15 protein-coding genes and 1 tRNA gene are annotated in these 20602 nt (G+C 41.8%); 5 read left to right on the forward strand and 11 right to left on the reverse strand.

Features of this window, described 5'->3' with window-relative positions:
- Position 1: 1 nt before the first annotated feature.
- A complete protein-coding gene (locus EWM62_RS08785) occupies positions 2–1201 on the forward strand; it encodes a DUF4998 domain-containing protein (protein ID WP_129876281.1) in 1200 nt (399 codons plus the stop codon).
- A gap of 108 nt (positions 1202–1309) precedes the next feature.
- Here the strand turns inward: EWM62_RS08785 and EWM62_RS08790 are convergent.
- The 8 genes from EWM62_RS08790 to EWM62_RS08825 form a co-directional block, all read right to left on the reverse strand.
- Positions 1310–1383, reverse strand: a tRNA-Ala gene (locus tag EWM62_RS08790).
- A 473-nt stretch (positions 1384–1856) separates the two neighbouring features.
- A complete protein-coding gene (locus EWM62_RS08795; RefSeq protein ID WP_129876282.1) occupies positions 1857–4286 on the reverse strand; it encodes a TonB-dependent receptor in 2430 nt (809 codons plus the stop codon).
- 414 nt (positions 4287–4700) lie between these two features.
- Positions 4701–4961, reverse strand: a complete 261-nt coding sequence (locus tag EWM62_RS08800) for a hypothetical protein (protein WP_129876283.1) — start codon at positions 4959–4961, stop codon at positions 4701–4703.
- 232 nt (positions 4962–5193) lie between these two features.
- Positions 5194–5859: a response regulator transcription factor gene (locus EWM62_RS08805; protein WP_129876284.1), complete on the reverse strand. Its 666-nt coding sequence runs from the start codon at positions 5857–5859 to the stop codon at positions 5194–5196.
- Positions 5860–5866: 7 nt separating this feature from the next.
- Entirely contained in the window at positions 5867–6664 is a 798-nt protein-coding gene (locus EWM62_RS08810; RefSeq protein ID WP_129876285.1) for a sensor histidine kinase, read from the reverse strand.
- A 681-nt stretch (positions 6665–7345) separates the two neighbouring features.
- The gene (locus EWM62_RS08815) at positions 7346–7720 is read right to left on the reverse strand and encodes a hypothetical protein (RefSeq protein WP_129876286.1); all 375 of its coding nucleotides are present in this window, start codon (positions 7718–7720) and stop codon (positions 7346–7348) included.
- 172 nt (positions 7721–7892) lie between these two features.
- Complete coding sequence (locus EWM62_RS08820; protein ID WP_129876287.1) at positions 7893–8093, reverse strand: YtxH domain-containing protein; 201 nt, start codon at positions 8091–8093, stop codon at positions 7893–7895.
- A gap of 69 nt (positions 8094–8162) precedes the next feature.
- Positions 8163–8516: an MmcQ/YjbR family DNA-binding protein gene (locus tag EWM62_RS08825; RefSeq protein WP_129876288.1), complete on the reverse strand. Its 354-nt coding sequence runs from the start codon at positions 8514–8516 to the stop codon at positions 8163–8165.
- Positions 8517–8650: 134 nt separating this feature from the next.
- On the opposite strand from EWM62_RS08825, the gene EWM62_RS08830 reads away from it, so the two are divergent.
- Both EWM62_RS08830 and EWM62_RS08835 read left to right on the forward strand, forming a co-directional pair.
- Positions 8651–10432, forward strand: coding sequence for a glycoside hydrolase family 9 protein (locus EWM62_RS08830; protein ID WP_129876289.1), 1782 nt, complete (start codon positions 8651–8653; stop codon positions 10430–10432).
- A gap of 93 nt (positions 10433–10525) precedes the next feature.
- Positions 10526–11539, forward strand: a complete 1014-nt coding sequence (locus EWM62_RS08835) for an NAD-dependent epimerase/dehydratase family protein (protein WP_129876290.1) — start codon at positions 10526–10528, stop codon at positions 11537–11539.
- A 341-nt stretch (positions 11540–11880) separates the two neighbouring features.
- On the opposite strand, the gene gldB is transcribed toward EWM62_RS08835, so the two are convergent.
- Positions 11881–12930 carry a gliding motility lipoprotein GldB gene (gldB, locus tag EWM62_RS08840; protein ID WP_449406685.1) on the reverse strand — a complete coding sequence of 350 codons (1050 nt, stop codon included), beginning with the start codon at positions 12928–12930 and terminating at the stop codon, positions 11881–11883.
- A 67-nt stretch (positions 12931–12997) separates the two neighbouring features.
- Between gldB and EWM62_RS08845 the strand changes: the two genes are divergently transcribed.
- On the forward strand, positions 12998–14647 hold the full coding sequence (locus tag EWM62_RS08845; protein ID WP_129876291.1) for an NAD+ synthase: 1650 nt from the start codon (positions 12998–13000) through the stop codon (positions 14645–14647).
- Between the two features lie 103 nt (positions 14648–14750).
- Positions 14751–15362, forward strand: coding sequence for a DUF4136 domain-containing protein (locus EWM62_RS08850; RefSeq protein ID WP_129876292.1), 612 nt, complete (start codon positions 14751–14753; stop codon positions 15360–15362).
- A 275-nt stretch (positions 15363–15637) separates the two neighbouring features.
- On the opposite strand, the gene EWM62_RS08855 is transcribed toward EWM62_RS08850, so the two are convergent.
- On the reverse strand, positions 15638–15883 hold the full coding sequence (locus tag EWM62_RS08855) for a hypothetical protein (protein ID WP_129876293.1): 246 nt from the start codon (positions 15881–15883) through the stop codon (positions 15638–15640).
- A complete protein-coding gene (locus EWM62_RS08860) occupies positions 15883–20385 on the reverse strand; it encodes a T9SS type A sorting domain-containing protein (protein ID WP_129876294.1) in 4503 nt (1500 codons plus the stop codon). Before EWM62_RS08860 ends, EWM62_RS08855 begins: the two co-directional genes overlap by 1 nt.
- Positions 20386–20602: the final 217 nt, after the last annotated feature.

The raw sequence follows: 20602 nt of genomic DNA on the forward strand, positions 1-20602 counted from the left end.
AATGAAAATCAATTATAAAGCTTTGGTACTTATTGTAATAGTTTTTGCAGTTATCGGCTGCAGAAAATACAGCGACGATTATAAGGCCTTTTTAGATAATCACGAGGTTATATATCCGGGCCTGGTTACAAACTCGCATTACAACACGGGAAATTTACGCGCCCAGCTGTACTTTAACCCAAGCCCCGATCCAAGCATCACAAGGTACAGCCTATCGTGGAACAACGGTGCCGATTCGATGATCGTAAACGCTACTACGCACGACCCAAAGGATACCATAAAAGTGATCGTTCCATCGCTTAAAGAGTATGTTTATTCCTTTAAGATAGTTGCCTTTGATGATAAGGGAAACCGCTCTGTAGGGCAAGAGATAAATAATGTAAGGGTTTATGGGGGCGTTTACCAGGCAACCTTACTAAACCGGTCGTACAGTTTGGTTAACCCTTATGTATTAAACGGCGATGGTTCCGTTACTGTTAATTTCGAGAAAGCAGATAGCACCAACCTTTCAACAACAGTGCAGTATACAGATAATAATGGCGAACTTAAGGAAGGGCACCTGAAAAAGCTGTCTGCCTCGGTTACGCTGCCAAACTACAAAACAGGGTCGCTGATAAAGTATAAGTCCTATTACCTGCCGGAGCAAACCGCCATCGATTCGTTTGCTGTGAGTGACTTTGACGAAGTACCTATTTTGGCCAATAAGTCGTTATTCGCGCCGCTTCGTCTCCCTGGCGATATAGGGTCGGCCTATGGCTGGGAACTGCAATACCTTTGGGATAATAACTTTAACGAACCCGGTTTTCATACGCCCGGGCAAACGTTCCCTTTTTGGTTTTCGTTAGATATGGGAGTAAGATCAACACTTACGGGTTTCAAAATGTACCAGCGCATGGGCGGCTCGCTTTACAACGCCGGTAATGCAAAGCGGTTTGAGTTATGGGGGAGCAACGATCCTGATCCTAACGGAAGCTTTGATAGCTGGACAAAAATTGCAACTTATACTTCAACAAAACCATCGGGCAAACCGGTTGGCGATAACACGAACGAAGACGTAGCCTTCGCCGCAGCCGGTGAATACTTCCCGATACCCGCGGGGACACCTGAAGTGCGGTATATCAGAATAAAAGTTTTAGATACCTGGAGTGGCAGTGCTTACTTCCATGCGCTCGAACTTAACTTTTATAAACAGAACAGATAACCTAACGCAATATAATTATCGGTTAATGCCGGTATAATATGTTTGAATGCAGCACTACCTGCAACAAAAAAGCCGCTTACAAAACTTGTAAGCGGCTTTTTAATGAAGTGGAGAATATCGGAGTCGAACCGATGACCTCTTGCATGCCATGCAAGCGCTCTAGCCAGCTGAGCTAATCCCCCGAATTTTTGCTGTTTGCGCAACACCCTATCGGGATGGCAAAAGTAGCAAATTTTGTGAAATGACAAATGCTTGTTGTGATTTTTATTATCTGTTTATAAAATCTTTTTAAAAAAGTAAAGCCCCTGATGGGCAGGGGCCTTTACTAACCAATTATAAACCTAAATTATGAGAAGACTTGTTTGTTATTTTTAATAGTGTAAAAGTAACACTAAGTTTTTATATGCAAAGAATTTATTTGTAATTTATTTGTAACATTTTAATAGATACTTTAAATAAATTAGTGCATTTGCAATAATAATGGATCATTGTTAATAATAGTTTAATTGTTTGTTAAATAATTGTATAAATGTTTAGCTGACGGCTAAAATTTATCAACTATGTAATTATGAGGAATATGCAATAATTATTTTTTGTTTATAAGCCGCTCACAAATTTTGCAAGCGGCTTTTTTCATAGTATATGTAGGGTAGTTTTAAAATTTATAAGCCAGGCTAATGTTAAAATTTCTAAGTTTTTGCGGGTTTATCGACCAATAGCCTATATAATATTGTTCGTTGGTGATATTGTTTACATTAAAGTTTACCCGGTAATGGCCGCTGTTGTAAAACATACTGCCATTAAGCAATGTATAGCCTGGCAAAATAAATTGGCCGGTTACACTATTATCAATAACAATGTATTCGCCCGCATAGTTACCACCAACACCAAGGCCAAAGTTTTTAAAGGCGCCTTTGGCAAATTTATAAGTAGCCCAAAGGTTAGCCTGGTCAGATGGCCCCTGACCGCCCGAACTCCTGCCCGGCTCGTTGTAAAAATCCAACGCATCGCCAGCAAGCACTTTGTTGGAGTTGTGGCTATACCCGGCTATCAGGTTAAAACCCGTTGCCACATTGGCGTTTACATCAACTTCAAAGCCCTTGCTGCGCACCTTGCCGCCTTGTTTAGAAGTGTTGGTCGCCAGGTCCGAATACACTCTGTCGCTTACTTTAATGTTATAGTAAGATAGGGTAGCGCTTAACCTGTCGCTGAATAAGTTTGTTTTAACACCAACTTCCCATTGGTTGGCATGCTCGGGTTTAAAATTTTGTACACCAGTTTGGTTCCCGTCATTATCAAACGTGGTACTGGGCTCTACATTGATAAATGCATCCATGTAATTGGCAAAAACCGATACCTTATCTAAAACAGGTTGGTATACCAGCCCTAATTTGTGCGATAATGCAAACTGGCTAAAATCTACTGTGCCGTTAACTACACTGCCGGGTGCTGTATAATTGTCAACCCTTAAACTTAGCATAGCCGATAATTTAGGGGTGAAATTGATAACATCGGATGCGTATGCGGCTAACGAACTGTTTGAAAACTTATACTCGGCGCTTTCCTGCCCTGCCAGTTTGCTATCTACAAATTGCTTGTTAATTACTTGCGCGGCCGGGTAAAAAACACTTGGCGAACTTGGGTATGTGTAATCAACAGAGTTGCCTTGTGGGGTTACATACCTAACCGTAGCATAGCCCGATCCGTTATCATCCACTTTGCGGTTATAATAATCTACACCAACCAGTATGCGGTTGCGTAAGCCAAAAAGCTTAAAATCGCCGTTGAAGTTTTGCTGGATATCAAAGGTATTGGTAACGTTGTTTTCGATATGGAAATCCTGCGGGAAAAAATTGTCCGGCTGGTCGTCATCAAAAATATAAGTATAGTAACCGTCGGATTTTACCCTGCCTGCAGATATAACGGTTTGCGAGTTCCATTGATCGGATAGTTTGTAATTAGCTTGTGCCTGGATGTTAAACCTTGGGTTTTTCATGGTAAGATCGTTACTGGTGAACGACTCGTTAACATTCAAATTCAGAGCTTCCACGGTTTTAAATGGCAGGGGAGTAGCTCGGTCCGATTGGAAAAACACAGGTGCAACAGCACGCTTTTCCTGTGTTATTTCGGCCATTACATCAAGCTTAAGCCTGTTGTTAACTTCGTAAGTAATTGCGGGTGATATAAAAAAAGATTTTTTAAACCCCGCATTCTGGAAACTGTTTTCGGTTTGATAAGAAGTGTTTATACGTAAGGCTATTTTTTCGGTTTTGCTTAACGGGGTGTTAAGGTCAATAGTTGCCCTGTTTAAGCCAAAGCTACCTATGTTGTAAGCAACTTCGCCGCCAAAATCAAAATAGGGTTTTTTAGTGATGGTGTTAATTACGCCGCCATAGCTATAAAAGCTTCCGCCAAAAAGTGTAGCCGACGGGCCTTTTATAACTTGCACCTCTTCCACATTGGCCAGATCGAGATTGCCGCCGGTTAGGGCTGGTAAGCCATTGGTTAAAACAGGCTGCGCATCAAATCCGCGCAGGGCAAAATATGCGCCGCCATCGCCGGCACGGCCGGTAGATTGCCAGGTTTGGCTGATACCAGGCACGTTGCGCATCACATCATCATAGTTATTTATGCCTTGCTGCTTGATGATCTCTGAGGATACAGTGTTATAAACCTGTGGGTTCTCCAGGTTTTTCAATGGCATTTTGGCCACCACGGTGCTAACTTTATTTTTTGATTTACGGGCTGATATCACCACCTCGTTCAACCTGGCCGAGTTTTCTTTCAGGACAAAATGAATAGTGATTATTTGGTTACGTTTAAGCGTAACTACCTGCTCTTTTCTCTCAAGCCCTACAAAGCTTGCAACAACAGTGTAAGTGCCCAAATCTATATTTTTTAACTGAAACGAGCCATCTTTATCTGTACTGGCGCCTTTGGTTGTGCCCAACAGCGCTATACTTACCGATTCGGCCGGTGCGCCATCAATTGTCCTTACTGTTCCTTTAATAATGCCGGTTTGCGCGAATAATAAACGTGACGAGAGTAAAATGAAAAATGCTATTAGGGTAGGTTTTTTGCACATAATGATTATTAAATATGCGGCAAATGTATTATTTATAATGATTCTAAACAATTTTATTTGAAATGATTCTAAATAAGCTTTGATATTACCTTGAAGTATAGGCAGGTAATAATTGGTTCAGTTAAAAGTACTAAGTGATAGTTTGGCATATAGATGGATAAGCCTTATTTGCATTGGCTCTATCTGATCGGGATTGTAACAGCAGCATAGCTGATACCCTATAAAGTAGTAAGCAGGTTATAATAATGCTGAATTGCCCGAGTTGTGGGTTACCATGGTCGGCCCCAGTTGGCAATATAAGTAATAACGGCACCGATGTTTTATTATAATATTCGGAGAAAGCAAAACGGCGTTTACATTGTAAACGCCGTTTAATTGTGATTAGGTATAAGTAGGTATCGTATAATAAATAGGTTAGGCAATTACTAACTGTATACATTGGCGTACGGTTAGGTTTTGCGATACAGCACCCTCTGCAACTCTCTTCCCGGTTTTGTATTCTTCGGCAACTACACGTAATTTTTCTTCAAGCTTTCGGCACAGATCTTCGTCCCTGTCATAACCTATTGATTTTAGCGGCGTGTTAGTTAATAAATTATATGAATGGTCAACCGGCATACCGCAGGTATTTAAAATGTCATACTTTATCTGATTACTAATAAATATTATATCCATATCACAGCGTTCAGCATATTAATTGTAGGTAAATATAGCTAAACGCATACTGTGATTTTTTCGTTTCAAACACATGCTTATAGCTTATATTGTTCAATAATTAACTAAAAACTGTTTTACGCAATAATATAGCAATATGTTTGTTTATTGGTTAAATTTTTAATTGACAGTATTGGCGAAGTGAATTTCACGTATAACTACGTGATTTTAAAATCACGTAGTTATACGTGGTTTATAAGGCACCTATAAGGCGGTGTTTAAGGGCAAAAAGCACCAATCCGGCTGTATTACGGCACTTAATTTTGTTGATAAGGCTGTTTCTGTGCCCTTCAATGGTGCGAACGCTTAAAAAAAGCTCAGCTGCAATTTCAACATTATTAAGCTCTTTGCATATCAATTTTAATACCTGTTCCTCGCGTTTAGTTAGTGTTATGGGTAACCCGTTTAAGGTATCCTGCATTACCGGGCGGTGGTTTGCGCTATTCCGCAGCGCCTTTAGCACAGCTTTGTTAAAATAAAAACCGCTTTTGTAAACAGTATTAACGGTTAAAAGTAATTCGTCCTTATCGCAGTTTTTCACCAGGTAGGCTGCCGCGCCCGAGTTTATCATCTGGGTTATAAGCATATCGTTGGCATGAACGGTAAGGATAATTACCTTGATATTTGGGTAATGTGTGTGCAAGTACTTATTTAGTTCGATACCGTTTATGCCCGGCATATCCATGTCAATAATGGCAATATCTACCTTAAGTTTAAACTTATTAAGCGTATCTATAAAAGCCTGTGCGCTTACACACTCGGCCACCAGCCTGAAATTTTCTACAGAATTTACCAGCAATGCCAGGCTTTGCCTAAACAGGTTTTGATCGTCAACTATCGCGATATTAATCTCTTCCATACAAAGCTTAAGCTAAAGGGCACTCAATTTTAATAGAAAAACCCTTGCCCGAATAGGGTGATATAGCATATATAGCGTTGATATTAAGCAAACGGCTTTCGATATTTTGCATGCCCATGCCTTTTTTTACTGATGCCGAATCGGCAGATACCCCCTTACCATTGTCGGCATAATCAATATATAATTTATAGTCGGTGATGTTAAAATCAATGTTGGCTTTACTTGCCCCCGAGTGTTTTATGGTATTGTTTAATAATTCTTCTAACACGCGGTATAGCGCTGTAGAAGTAGGCAAAGGCAGCTCTTCCAGTGTTTTTTCGGCGTTATTTACCAGCGCTATCTGCAACTTGCCCGATTGATTGATGATAGTACAATGCTCGGTTACCGCAGCGGCCAGGCCGTAATACCTTAATGTGGTTGGCGATAGGTTATGCGAAATGTTGCGCACATCCTTCACTATCTTATCGATAATGGTTTTGGTTGATTGTGTAAAATCCTGGTAGTTTTTATCGTCGCCGCCGGTGGGTTTAAACATCTCTATCAACAGCCGTAAACCCGATATGGTGGTGCCAACATCGTCATGCAGGTCCTGCCCAATGCGCTTGCGCTCTGCCTCCTGCGATTCGATAACAGCACCCAGCAGTTCTTTTTGATGTTCTATCTGGGCTTGCTGAAACTTCTGGCGCTGTTTTAATAACCTGTTTTGGTTGCGTACCGAAAAGAAAATGAACGACACGACCAGTAGAAAAGTCCCGGTCATGCCTAAAAGCACTAATATGTAGATATTGTCTGGTGTGTTTTGCATTTATAAAATCCTACGGCAAATAAAAGGTATTCCAATATTAGTATTGTATCATGAGTGGCCCAAAGTATCCTGTTAATATGCTGCCCTGCATTTAATAAATAATTAATAAATATAAACATGAACAAACTGCTGGCAAGGTATAGAAGTATGCCGGTGTTTATCCAATTATACATATTATCCCCCCAGTTTTGCTCCTCGTTGTTTTGTTGTGATACATACATCAAACTGTAAAAAATTATCACAATTGCCCCAACCGGCCGTGTATATGTATTAAACTCGATTTTATTTTGAACAAAAAGATAATTAACGATACATAAAATGGTAAATATAACTATCGCCATATACATTAAATTTCGATACTTTTTAACGTTTAAATAACTGTAATATAACGAAAGAAAGAAAAATTCAATAACAGTGTATATGTTAAGCAAGTGAGCTGTGTACTGATGAAACGCTATCAATATTAAATTAACAAGATTAAATGATCCTGAAAAAATAAGGAACCAAAAAATAATTTTTAATGGTTTAGTTAAAAATCGATAGTTTTTTAAAGCCATTAAAACCGGTATTAAGATGGTTGCCGGTACAATGTACATTACGTATAACAAGTATAACATTCATATGCTTATAAGCCCTAAATATAATCAAGGTTATAAGCATATGAATAAATTAATAAAAAATTTACGAATCCAGCGTATCGCCCGGCGATGTTATGCAGGTAGGCGGGCACGCGGTAGTCATATCGTAAACGTTACTTTGCGTATCACCTAAACCACCACCCACAAGCGGCAGCAGATGTACTTCCTCACCGTCAACAATAGGCACAAGCATTAGTTGTGCAGTTGTTGCATCGGTTGGATCTGTAAGGCCAATAAAAGCTTTTACAGATTCGGCGGTTGGGTTGTAAAGCAAAATGTTTTGGAAATCAAAAATAGGGATCATAAACGACCGTGTAATAAATTCAGGGCTGTTTGTGCTGATAAAAGTGCGCCAGTTTTCGGCCCACTCTTTTGCAACTGGTAAGGGGATCGTCCCGTCTGGATCTGTGATTGGCATAGTTTTTTAAATTAAAAGGTTAAATAATTAGTAATTTTTGCACCCTTGCTAAACAGGCATGATGCAGCTTATACGACGTAAGTAAATATAAGTTTTAAATTACTAAAAAGCCCTTACTGTAATTGTAAGGGCTTTTTAAACTTTTAATTGGTTTTTACTATTAGTTAATAAACTAATAGCCGCTATTAGGCCGTGCCTGCTGCACAACCTCTTCCACCTTTTCGGTAGCGTAGGTTTTGGCTTTGTTAAACCACTCCGGTGCATCCTCGGTAATATCGTCGAGTATCGAGCGGCCGTTAGGGCCCTTTTTAGTAATATAGTTTATTCCGTACCCGATGGCTGCGCCAACTGCTATAAATTTTAATAAGCCCATGGTGTTTGTTTTTTATGTAAATGTTTATACCACAACAATTGCAAGTATGATGCCAAAGGTTAGCCTTTGTTACAAGTTACTGCCCTCGTATTTGTTGATCAAGGTTTTATTGGCCCGGTTTCGCCACGCGGTAATTAAAAGCCCTTGCAATTCTTCGGGATCAACCTTATTTATTCTCACCAGCATGTAGCTATAATTAATATAGTGATCGGTAATATGGTAAACATTGGGGTTGGCCTGCATCCATTTATCCCGCTCAAGTGTGCTTATAACCAGGTTTTGGCCATCCTCTTTTATCCGGGCGAAGATCTTTTTATTTACGTAAAACGCGGGAGTGCCAAAACATATTTTTTCGGTTACGTCGGGCAATGGCAGCAATATTTCACGTAAAAATTCCAGAAATACAAATACACCTGTTTCCATAAAGCAAGTTAAACAAACTTATAATATGCTTACGCGATAAAATTGATTGATAAGGAATTTAACTTATTTTAGGGCGCAGGTTTTTGTTACCCTACAGATGCCTGCTGCCGGTAAACCATCCTTATTAATTGCCCATGAAAAGAGCGTACATACTGCTCCTTTGTTTTGCCTTGGTTGTGCCCGTAACGGCATTACTTGCAAAACCCGTAATCTACGTAAATCAAATTGCCTTTGATAGCAACGCGCCAAAAACCGCGGTGATACAATTGGATACTAAAGCTGTGGGCAAACCTACTTTTACTTTGATAGATGCCGCCGGCAAGATAGCTTTTACAGGGGCGCTTGGCATACCGCAGGTCATGCCAGACTGGTCGCCGGGGAAGTTTTTTTATAAAGCCGATTTTTCATCGGTTACCAAAGCCGGTAGGTTTAGGCTAAGCATAAAAATAGCCGGTAAGATCTACACTTCATACGCCTTTGATATTGGCGAGAACGCTTTGGCAAAACAAACGCTATCAGCTATCATTCATTATTATAATAAACAACGTGCAAATACCCCGCAAGAGGTTACCGCCGATATGAATTTAAAACTATTCGGCAGCGATAAAACTGTTAACCTGCGTGGGGGATGGTGCGATGCATCGGGCGATGTAAGCAAATATTTTTCGCACCTGGCGTATGCCAACTTTATGTCGCCGCAGCAGATCCCGCTTGTTACCTGGTCAATGGTAAGCACATCCGAAAAGATCCCAGTGTTCCTTAACAAATGGAAATTAAAAGATTCGCTTGATAACGAGGCCCTTTACGGTGCCGATTACATGATGCGGGCACTCTCTGATGATGATTATTTTTATATGATCGTATTCAGCTATTTTGATAAAAACCCTTCCGCGCGCAGGGTAGTAGGCTTGCTGGCCAATAGTGTTACCACCAACCAATACCAGTGCGCGTTTCGCGAGGGCGGCGGTATGGCTATTGCGGCGTTGGCGCGCATATCGCAATGGAAAAAAGATGGCAACTTTACCTCGCAGCAATACCTGGATGGAGCCAAAAGGGCCTTTGCACACCTGCAGCAATATAATACCAGCTATGATGATGACGGTAAAGAAAATATTATTGACGATTATTGCGCGCTGATGGCCGCTACCGAGCTATGGATAGCTACCAAAGATGATTTATACCGCGATGAAGCCCGTAAACGCGCGGCTAACCTTAATAAAAGGATGACGCCAGCGGGATACTTTTTGGCAAACGATGCCGGCCGGCCTTACTGGCATGCATCTGATGCAGGGTTACCTGTAGTAGCCCTATCGCGTTACCTGGATGCCGAGCAGGATGATACCTATCGCGCGGCAGCTTTAAAAACCATTAAACAAGCTGTAGATTATAACCTGGCTGTAACCAATAAAGTAAGTAATCCATTTGGTTATGCCCGCCAAACCTTTTTGTTTAAAGACAAGGTAAAAGATGGCTTCTTTATCCCGCACGAAAACGAAACAGGCTGGTGGTGGCAGGGCGAGAATGCCCGCCTGGGCTCGCTGGCAACGGCAGCGGTTGTTGGCGGGCGGCTGGTTTACCCGGCAGCAGATAGCTGGGGAATTAAATCAACAATTGGTGCGTATGCTTCACAGCAATTATCGTGGATAATGGGTGGTAACCCCTATAACAGGTGCTTTATTTATGGCTTTGGTAAAAATAATGTGCCTTATATGGCATCAAGTTTTGGCCATGGATCGCAGCGCGGCGGTATTTCTAATGGCATTACAGGTAAGGATGGTAACGCAGATGGTTCGGGAATTGATTTTAAGACCGAGGCCGAAGGCAATGAATGGCGCTGGACGGAACAGTGGATACCGCATGCGGCCTGGTTTTTGCAAGCTGTTACGGCAATGTCACAACCACAAAGTGTTAAATAGCGTTTGGTAATGTTTTATTAACACTAAAGTGAGATATTAGGGCAGGATAAGTGCACAGGCTTTTTAATTTAAACTAAACGATATTATTATAATATGATCACATCATTGGTAACCGGCGGTGCCGGTTTTATTGGCTCGCACGTAGCAAAGCACTGTTTAAACCTTGGGCATAAAGTTGTTGTATTAGATGACCTGAGCGGCGGTTTTGAAGACCACGTGCCAGCAGGCGTTGAATTTGTAATAGGCTCTATTAACGATGTGGAGCTTTTAGAGAAACTATTTGCCGAGCACAAGTTTGATTATGTATACCATTTGGCAGCTTATGCTGCCGAAGGTCTCTCGCATTTTATACGCAGGTTTAATTACAATAACAACCTTATAGGGTCGGTTAACCTGATAAACCTGGCGGTACTGTATAAAGTTAAGTGTTTTGTGTTTACCTCATCAATAGCAGTTTATGGTGCAGGCCAGCTGCCTATGTTAGAAAGCATGGTACCACAGCCCGAAGATCCTTACGGTGTAGCCAAATACGCTGTTGAAATGGATTTGAAAGCGGCTAAACACATGTTTGGCTTAAACTCGGTGATCTTTCGCCCGCATAATGTTTACGGCGAAAACCAAAACATCGGCGATAAATACCGCAACGTGATCGGTATTTTTATGAACCAGATAATGCAGGAAAAACCCATGACCATTTTTGGAGATGGCGAGCAAACCCGCGCTTTCAGTTATATTGATGATGTTGCACCGCACATAGCCAATTGCGTAAATATACCTGCATCTTACAACCAGGTGTTTAATGTTGGTGCCGATAAACCATACACAGTAAACGAGTTAGTGCAGGTAGTAGCCAAAGAACTTGGCGTGCAGCCCAAAGTTACCCACCTTGAAGCGCGTAAAGAGGTTTTACACGCGCATAGCGACCATTCTAAAGCCGCCGGCGTATTTGGCAGCAACAAAAACGTAAGTCTTGAAGAGGGTATAGCCAAGATGGCTGCCTGGGCAAAAGTGGTTGGCTCAAGGGCCAGCGCTGAGTTTGAAAATATCGAGATAGAAGAGAACCTGCCACAGGGCTGGAGTAAGAAAGAAAAGGCGATTAATTCTTAAAACATTATCGCATTTTCGGTAAACATTTATATTTTTGTGCCAAATAAAAAGTAAAATGGAATCATCAACGCAAAAAGCTAACGCAGAGGGTCACTATAAATTTTTAGTTCTTGCAATTGTTATAGGCCTTACAGGCATATATTTACGTTTTGCTGGTTTTAAACATGCCGACGCTGTAGCCAACGTTATTTTTATAATAGGCATAATTTTAGCGTTAAAAGCTGTTTTTGCTATCCTGAAGTAAATTCATAAACGATATATTGAAAAGCGCCCCGGTTACCGAAGGCGCTTTTTTTGTGGCCTCAGCTTGTCCTGTGCCAAAGAAGGAAGTACTTACCTCACTATTCTGCTGCGTTCTTAGGCCGGTATTTAGATCCGTTCAGGATCTTCTGGGCATCACGTTCGTTCATTAATTGCTGCAGGGTAACCTTTGGGTGCTTATCCATATACTGGCGCACAATTTGCCAGCCTGTCCAAACGCCAAGTTTCGGCGCCGAGTCGTTCTTGTCGCCAAGGCCGGGAGTAAACGGGGCCTCGCCCAGGTACTTTTGTATTTTTTGATAATCGGTTTCGTACAACAGGTTCTCTTCTAAAAAAAAGCCCCAAATGTTGGCTTTAAAATCATCACACCATTTTATCTGTTTAGCAGTATACCCAATTTTGGTAGAATCGGCTACGTCTGGCAGGGTTTGGTCCATAAAGTACAGGATCTTACCATTATATATCATTTTTGCCAGTAACGAGTTATCCTGTTCGTTTTCGGGGAACATATCCTCGCGGGCCATTCCTTCAATTACACGTGGTGCAATATTATCGGGCGTAAACCTTCGCGATATATAATGCGGAAAACTTTCTACCTGGGCCGGGTAAAACCTGGAATCGGCACCTAAAAAAAGATCAAGGCCTATTGCAAAATAATCATCGCCTATAGAAGTTTGCGCCTGGAACCCCGAAAGATAGGCGTACACCTTAGGCAGTTTTTTTTGGGGATAATAATATTTTACCCGGCGGAAGGCATCCGTTAACGCTTCGTTTTGTTTATCGGTATTCGGGTAGGCGGCATCAACATCGTGCTTCAGGTCGATATATGATTTATCGGCAAATATGGCTTTTAAAGTCTTAAAGTAACTAGTATCGCGCGTGGTGCCGGCCTTTAAAATGCGTTCGATAAAATCCTGGTAAAAATCTCCATACTTTTGCTGAAGGAAAGCTGCTTGCTGTGCCATAGGTTTGCTGCGCAAGGCATCAAAATCAAGATCAAAGCGTTCAATTTTTACATCAACAGGTATATTGCTTACATCGATCTTTTTAGTACGGTTACAGGCAGTAAAAGCCAGGCACATTAAAAAACTTATGTAAATAAGTATTGTTTTACATGAATAAGACATCATCGTAGCGTTTTAGCAAAAATAATTTTTTTATTTGCATTAAGGGCGTAAGCACCGCAATTGTAAACTTATGAAAATAGCATTAGCCCAGCTTAATTATCACGTTGGCAACTTCGAATATAACACCGGTAAGATCATAGCCGGCATCCGCGAAGCAAAGCAAAACGGGGCCGACCTGGTTGTTTTTGCCGAACTATGTGTTTGCGGCTACCCCGCGCGTGATTTTTTGGAGTTTAACGAGTTTATAAGCCTGTGCGAAACCGCTGCTCAACAGATAGCTGCTGAGTGTAAAGGTATTGCATGCATTATTGGCTTGCCCACACCAAATAATAATCCCGAAGGTAAGGATCTTAATAATTCGGCCTATTTTATTGAGAATGGCGTATTAAAAGCGGTTGTAAATAAGGCTCTGCTACCTAACTATGATATTTTTGACGAATATCGTTACTTCGAGCCATCAACGCAATTTGAATGCATCGATTTTAAGGGCAAGCGGATTGCCTTAACCATTTGCGAAGACCTGTGGAACACAATTGAGAACCCACTGTATGTTACCCGCCCGATGGATACGCTGATAAAGGAAAAACCCGATCTGATGATCAATATTGCAGCATCGCCGTTTGCGTATAATCACGATGAGGAACGTATTGCTATTTTAAGCGATAATGCCCGCCGGTATAACCTGCCTTTGTTTTACGTAAATCATGTTGGCGCACAAACCGAACTGATATTTGACGGCGGATCGCTGGTATTTGATAAAACCGGTAAAACGGCTGATGAAATGCCATACTTTATTGAAAGTACTGCTTATTACACGTTAGGGGATAATGGTGATATAATGTTTGAACATCCTTCAACTATGATGGCCCAACGCGAAAGCGATATTGAGCAAATACACCAGGGTTTGGTTTTGGGCATACGCGATTACTTTTATAAATCGGGCTTTAAGCAGGCTATACTGGGGCTGTCGGGAGGCATCGATTCGGCGGTGGTATGCGTATTGGCTGCCGAAGCGCTTGGCCCCGAAAACGTAATGGCCGTACTACTACCATCAAAATTCTCCAGCGACCACTCTATTAAGGATGCGGAAGACCTGGTGAAAAACCTGGGTTGCAGATCGGAAACGGTTGCTATCGAAAAAATTACCGATGCCTTTGAAGGGGCGTTGCACACACAATTTGCAAACCTGCCTTTTAATATTGCCGAAGAAAATATCCAATCGCGCAGCAGGGCGGTAGTGCTGATGGCCATGTGCAATAAGTTTGGCTACATCCTGCTGAACACTTCGAATAAAAGCGAGGCGGCGGTAGGTTACGGTACGCTTTATGGCGATATGTGCGGCGGTATCTCTGTTATTGGCGATGTATTTAAAACGCAGGTTTTTCAGCTGGCCCGGCACCTTAATCGTGACAGGGAGATCATACCGGTGAACACCATTGTAAAACCGCCTTCGGCCGAGTTACGCCCTGATCAGAAAGATACCGACTCGCTGCCCGAATACGATATCCTGGATGCAATATTAGTACAATACATTGAGCACCGCTGTTCGTCGGCACAGATCATAAAACAGGGCTTTGAGGAAGCCACGGTGCGTAAGGTGATAAGGCTGGTAAACCTTGCCGAGCACAAACGTTACCAAACCCCGCCTATATTAAGGGTATCACCAAAGGCATTTGGCATGGGCAGGCGTATGCCAATTGTAGGGAAATACTTAACATAGGGGCAATTGCACATAGCAGATAAAATTTATTTTTAATTTGCTGCCAACGCGATTAAACCTTTATGCCTGCAATAGTCTAAGAGTTATAAATAATGGTAAGGCAATGAGAAAATATATTTATCTAACGCTGACGGTGGCTTTTGTATCGCTGCTATCGGCTTGCAGCAGCTATAATTATTATACAGCCGCGGCAAACAAAACTAACCTAACCGCCTACCGCACTTTTGCCTGGGCAGCCCAAAAGAAAAACCCCAACAAACAATGGCGGCCGCTTGATGAGATAGGCAGCGGTAAAGTGCAGGAAGCTACAAGACAGGCCCTGGTAAACAAAGGCCTTAGGCTTGAAAATCAAAACCCGGATCTATTGGTACGCTATTTAACCGTAACCGGCCGTGGTACTAAAACAGAATTTTACTCTCCGTACTACAGCGGCTTTTACGGTGGCTGGGGTTACGGCTGGTACCGCCCTTATTATGGTTACGGATGGGGTGGCCCGTTTGGCTATGGCTACGGCCCTACTTTTGCCCAAAAGGTACATTATAAGGAAGGCACTATTATTATCGACCTTATTGACAGTAAAACCCAGGAAGTTGTATGGCGCGGATATGGCGTTGGCGAATTACGCAACCCAAAACAAACCATGAACGATATCCCGAAGGTGGTTGAAGGCATTATGAAGCAACTGGAACTGGCCCCACCGGCACGAAAATCGTAACAGTACGTTATAGAAACAAAAAGGGATGCAAGCTTGCATCCCTTTTTTTATGGGTTTTTGATATTAGTGTTCACGTTCACGACACACACGACCAGCGTGAACATCGTTAAATATTTGATAATCAAACGTTTATTACTGACATGGTTTTGTCAGTATCGTAAAAGCTAAACAAAATGCCAGTTTAAAGTGCGGAATAAATAACTATAAAAAAACAAAACCGGCGCTATTAGCGCCGGTTTTGTTTGGCTTTTAAAACCCATACCATAATTTTATAATTATAGCGCAAACGCCTTTTGTTTTTGATACAGTTTATAAACCCCGTAAATAACTGCAGCAATTACTAAAACATAAACCCAGTTGTCAAGAGGGACATCGCAAATGCCCGGTGGTAAATCATCCGGGTCAACTGTAGGATCATCGCAAGGGTTAGTCGGCTGGGCAAAAACAATTATCGTATTAAATAAAAATAAAGCAAATGTTGTTATAAACATTTTGATTTTCATGCGCACAAGTCCTTTCATTATAATTTTACAAACTTACCATTTCCAACGAGAATATTGGTCTCGTTGTTTTTTACCTGGACAAAATAACTGCCCGGAAGGAAGTTGCTTACATTTGCCTGCCAATTTGCCTGTGTAGTTTTAGCGCTTTTCATTACAGTACCGCTGCTATTGGTAATAGTTATAGTGTACGATGCCGTAGCGTTTTGTACCAGTATGGCAATATTTACATTTGTTGTTGCAGGGTTTGGATATATGCTTAAATTACTTACTATAATATTGTTTGATGAATTTGAATACATCAGGGTAGCTATTTGCGAATAAGTAATAGTTCCGTTAATATCATCCTGCTTTAAACGATATTGGTTTTCGCCAATTACAGGCGCTTTATCAATTAAAATATATTTACCATCGCCGTTTGAATTTAATCCGCCTATCACTTCAAAAGTTTTGCCGCCGTCAATGCTGCGCTCAACGGTATAGTTGGTATAGTTGCTTTCGTTTTCTGAAATCCAGCTAAGCTGGGCACCTGCCGATACTTTGTTGGCATCAAATGTTAATAATTTAAGGGCCAGATCGGGGTTTTGACGTATAATTAGCTCAAACCTGTCTTTTCCGAATGATGCGGCATTGGTTTTATCAATGTTGAATTTGTAGGTGGTATTAGCACGCAGGTCAAGCGAATCTTTTTTAAACTTATCCTTAAGCCACACCTGGTAAATTTTCGGCAGGTTTTTTAACTCGTTTAAGCTTAATGAATATACGCCTGATTTAAAAGCATCAACAGATAAAGGGATGATCTTAGCAGTAGTTTTAGGTAATTGCAGCGAGTTAACAGCCAAAGCTACATCATCGCTTGAACGGGCGGATAAGCTTTCGAGCGCGCCGCTGCCACCCAAATCAAGGCCATCTTCGTTTTCAACGTATTTATCATCCGTACCATCTTTAAATAATATAACAATATTATCATTGTTTAAATTATCCAATGCAAGGCGCAACCGTAAAAACCTAACATCCTGAACCGCGTTTACAGGTTTACCCAAAAGCAAATTGGTGCTTGGCGATAGTTGTGTTGTTGTTTTGGCCGCTTCTTTAAATATAAAAGTACCATTGGCCGAAAGTTTTATAAAAAAGGCCTGGCCGCTGGCAATAATATTGGAATTAGCCCCACCCGAACCAGCACCACCAGCTCCTCTAACGTATGTTTCATATTGCCCGCTAACCGGGTTAAATGCATATATAGTTGTACCAACGGTTGCTGTACCGCCAAACCCTGCAGAGGTATCCCAATTAATTGACGATGCGTAAGGATTACCTACCAATTGCAAACCTTGTGAATTTGCAGTAGCAACTGTAGTTTTTGATAAGGCGGATGTATTGGTAACCCAGTTAGCAACGGTAATATCGCCCTGGTTTAGTGTTCCCGTATTAGCAAAAGTTACGCTTTCGGGGGCGGCATAGGGCGCTGTGGTTTTTGAGCTTACATTACTATTGTTCCCTCTAAAATAAAATAGATAACCCATACCTGCATACAAGTACTTGCTTGCGCCATCTACAGTTACATCTGTAGATGAAATAGCGGTTATGCCCCTAAAGTTGCTGGAGGTAAAAGATGCGTTGGTCCCCGCATAATCTTCGCGGTAAAAATATAAAGTAGGGTTGCCTGTAGTAAGCGTCCCGCCCGTTGTTGTACCTGTAACAATAGAACTTAAAGGTATATAGGCCAGGCTGGAGTAATTGAAACCAGAATTTGTACCCGTTGATACGGGAGATGACATGATACGGTAATTACGATACTTATAATTATTGCGGGCTATATTATGGCTGGTATCGCCGGTAACATACCGTTGAACAATATAGTCACCTGTAAAAGTTGTTGCACTTGGAACAGGGCCTATTGTTGCAGAGCCTGTACTGTCTGACTTTAAAGTAAAGGTACCTGTATTTGTTACGGTGCCGGCGGTTACGTTCAAGGCAGACTTTTGGGCCATGGTGAAAGTACCTGCGTTGTTAATTGCAGCAGAGCCGGTAACTTTCAATATTGCCGAACCCGCAAGTGCAGAGGTTAGTGCCGTATTTGGTATAGTGACAGTACCTGTACCTGTTATTGTTGCCGTGGTACCACTGTTTACTATTAATTTGTTGTTTACGGTGAGGGTTCTTGTGCTAAGCGATAAAGTTGGTGGTACTGTGCCATCAAATGTTAAGCTTGGTATGGTAATGTTACCACTTAAGGTAGGTGCATTAGTTACAGTGACACCAGTACTGGGAACAGTTTGCGATATATATATGGCAGTTGTAGACCCAGGGGCACCGCCCACCGCGCCATTAAGCAATGTACGATAATTACCCGCTGTACTGAAGTTCGTAAGATTACCAACGGTGCCGCCTACCCACACATACGTTGTTAAAACCGTAAAAGGCAAACCTGTTACAAGCACTGATGGGTAATATTGTTTGCTTGGCGATGATTGCGTAAAGGCGTAAGTGCTTGTAGGTAACGAAAATGTGACCGTACCTGTACCCGAACTTGTATTAGTTAAGTTACCAACTAAAAAATAATAATAGGTTGATGCGCCTGTATAACTATTAAATTGCTCATTAGCAGATAGTACCTGGGCATATGATCCCGGGAAAGTAACAACTCCTGGTACTTGTACCGCATCAGAAAAATATGGCGTTGTTGAACGATAAAGCTTGCCACCCTGGAAATAGGCATTTGCATTTACTGTGCAGGATATATTATTGAATGTAGTAACATTAAAAACGCCGTCAACAACTAATTTAAAGCTAAAGAGCACAATATCTGTTTGGCCAAAGCTGATAGGCCCGTTTGTTATACCATTTGCAATAAAGTTGTTATTAGAAACTGTTAAGGTTGGGGGTGCTATGGTAAAGGTGGTCCCGTTAACGTTTATATTAGGTGCATAATTTGCTGATGGAGTGCTTGATGAAACAGCATCTGTTTGAGTGGTTTGGAATTTGAATTGTACGGTTTGCGATGCAGCATTAAAGGTATTATAGTTGGATATAACATCACCAACTATAAAATAATAAACAGGGCTGTCGCTGTTTGTAAAAGCTTCCGATAAACCAGTGATAGTAATAGCAGGGTTGCTGGGTGTGTAACCGTTGAATGCCACACCTGTGCTTGTAACTAATGTAGCTCCGTCAAAAGTATTGGCAGTGGTGTTTTTATAAAGCTTTCCGTTAGTGAAAAAGAACCCGGCTCCTTGCGCGCCGGTAATAGTCGCGTTAAGCTTAAAGCCGCTTATTGTCATAGCGCTGTTAGGCCTAAAGCTAAAGCCAAATAAAACCGCATTGGTTTCCCCCGGGCGTAAAACCCCTTGTGTAATGCCGTTTGCAGCCGTGTTAGCATCGTTTATATCCATATCACTGTTTGTAACAGCAATAGTAATTGTTGTGCTCGAGCTTCCGTAATAGTTATAAGCTGTCACCGTGTAACTGGTTGCCGCCTGTGTAGCGCTGGGTGTTCCGGTAATAATACCTGTTGTAGGGCTCATAGTTAAGCCTGTAGGTAGCGCCGGGCTTACGGTATAACCGCATATAGATAATTTTCTGATCTTGCTGTTAACTACGTCTGATATATAGAGATATCCGCTTCCGTCGCTGGTAATATTTGAAGGGCTGCTAAAACGCGCGGCTGTAGTTATTCCATCAGTACTTCCGGCAGTGGTTGACCCCGCCATTAAAGTGACAACGTTAGACGATGTCATCTTTCTGATCTGGTTGTTAGTCGCGTCTACAATATAAAAATTGCCTTCGCCGTCCTTTGTAATACCGTAAGGGCCAGAAAACCTGGCAGCGGTACCGGTAGCGTTTGTAGTACCCGCGGTCCCTGCTGTACTACCTGCTATTGTTGTAACCACACCGGCTGATGTGATCGACCTGATAGCGTTATTGCCATAATCTGTTACAGTAAGATTCCCGGATGCATCGGCTATTACATCGCCCGGTTGGTTAAATCGTGCAGCTGTACCTGTTGCATCTGTAAATCCCGCGGTGCCCATAGTGGAACCTGCAAAAGTTGTAACGGTAACAGTAGACACTACAATTTTCACAATAGAATTTCCGCCTTGCTCAGCTATATATAAATTACCTGCTGAATAAGTAATGCCCGCGGGGCCTGTAATACCGGTTGCAAAATTGCTTACAACCCCTGCAGGGGTAATTTTGCGAATTCTATTATTGCTATAATCTGCAACATATAAATTGTCCGAAGGGTCTATAGCGATGCCATCAGGAGAGCTAAACCTTGCTGCTGTGCCCGTTCCATTAGCTGTACCAGCGGTTCCTACGGTGCTCCCTGCAAAAATACTTACAACACCGGCAGGAGTTATTTTTTTGATAGTGTTAGAGCCAACATCAGCAACAAATAAATTGCCGGAGGCATCAAATACAGATTGATATGGTTGATTTAAAGCTAACCCGGAAGTAGAAAGCGTTGTGACATCCCCATAAGTTTGTGCAGGAACAGCACCGCCGGCATTAATGGGTGCCATTGGGGCAATTGCTTTAGTCCTGGTAAATGATTTGGGTGTGTAGTAAGAAATGTTGGGTGCTGTTTGTGCATATCCGTTAAAGGCAACAAGACAAACAAAAAGTACCGGCAGTATATTTAGCAATAAAATTTTTTTCAACGCATTAGGGGATTAAAATGTATTCTATCAATCAATGTGCGCGTAAAGCAAAAATGGTGCAAATGGTACTCCATAAGGC

The organism is Mucilaginibacter terrigena (assembly GCF_004168255.1).
Classification (GTDB): Bacteria; Bacteroidota; Bacteroidia; order Sphingobacteriales; family Sphingobacteriaceae; genus Mucilaginibacter; species Mucilaginibacter terrigena.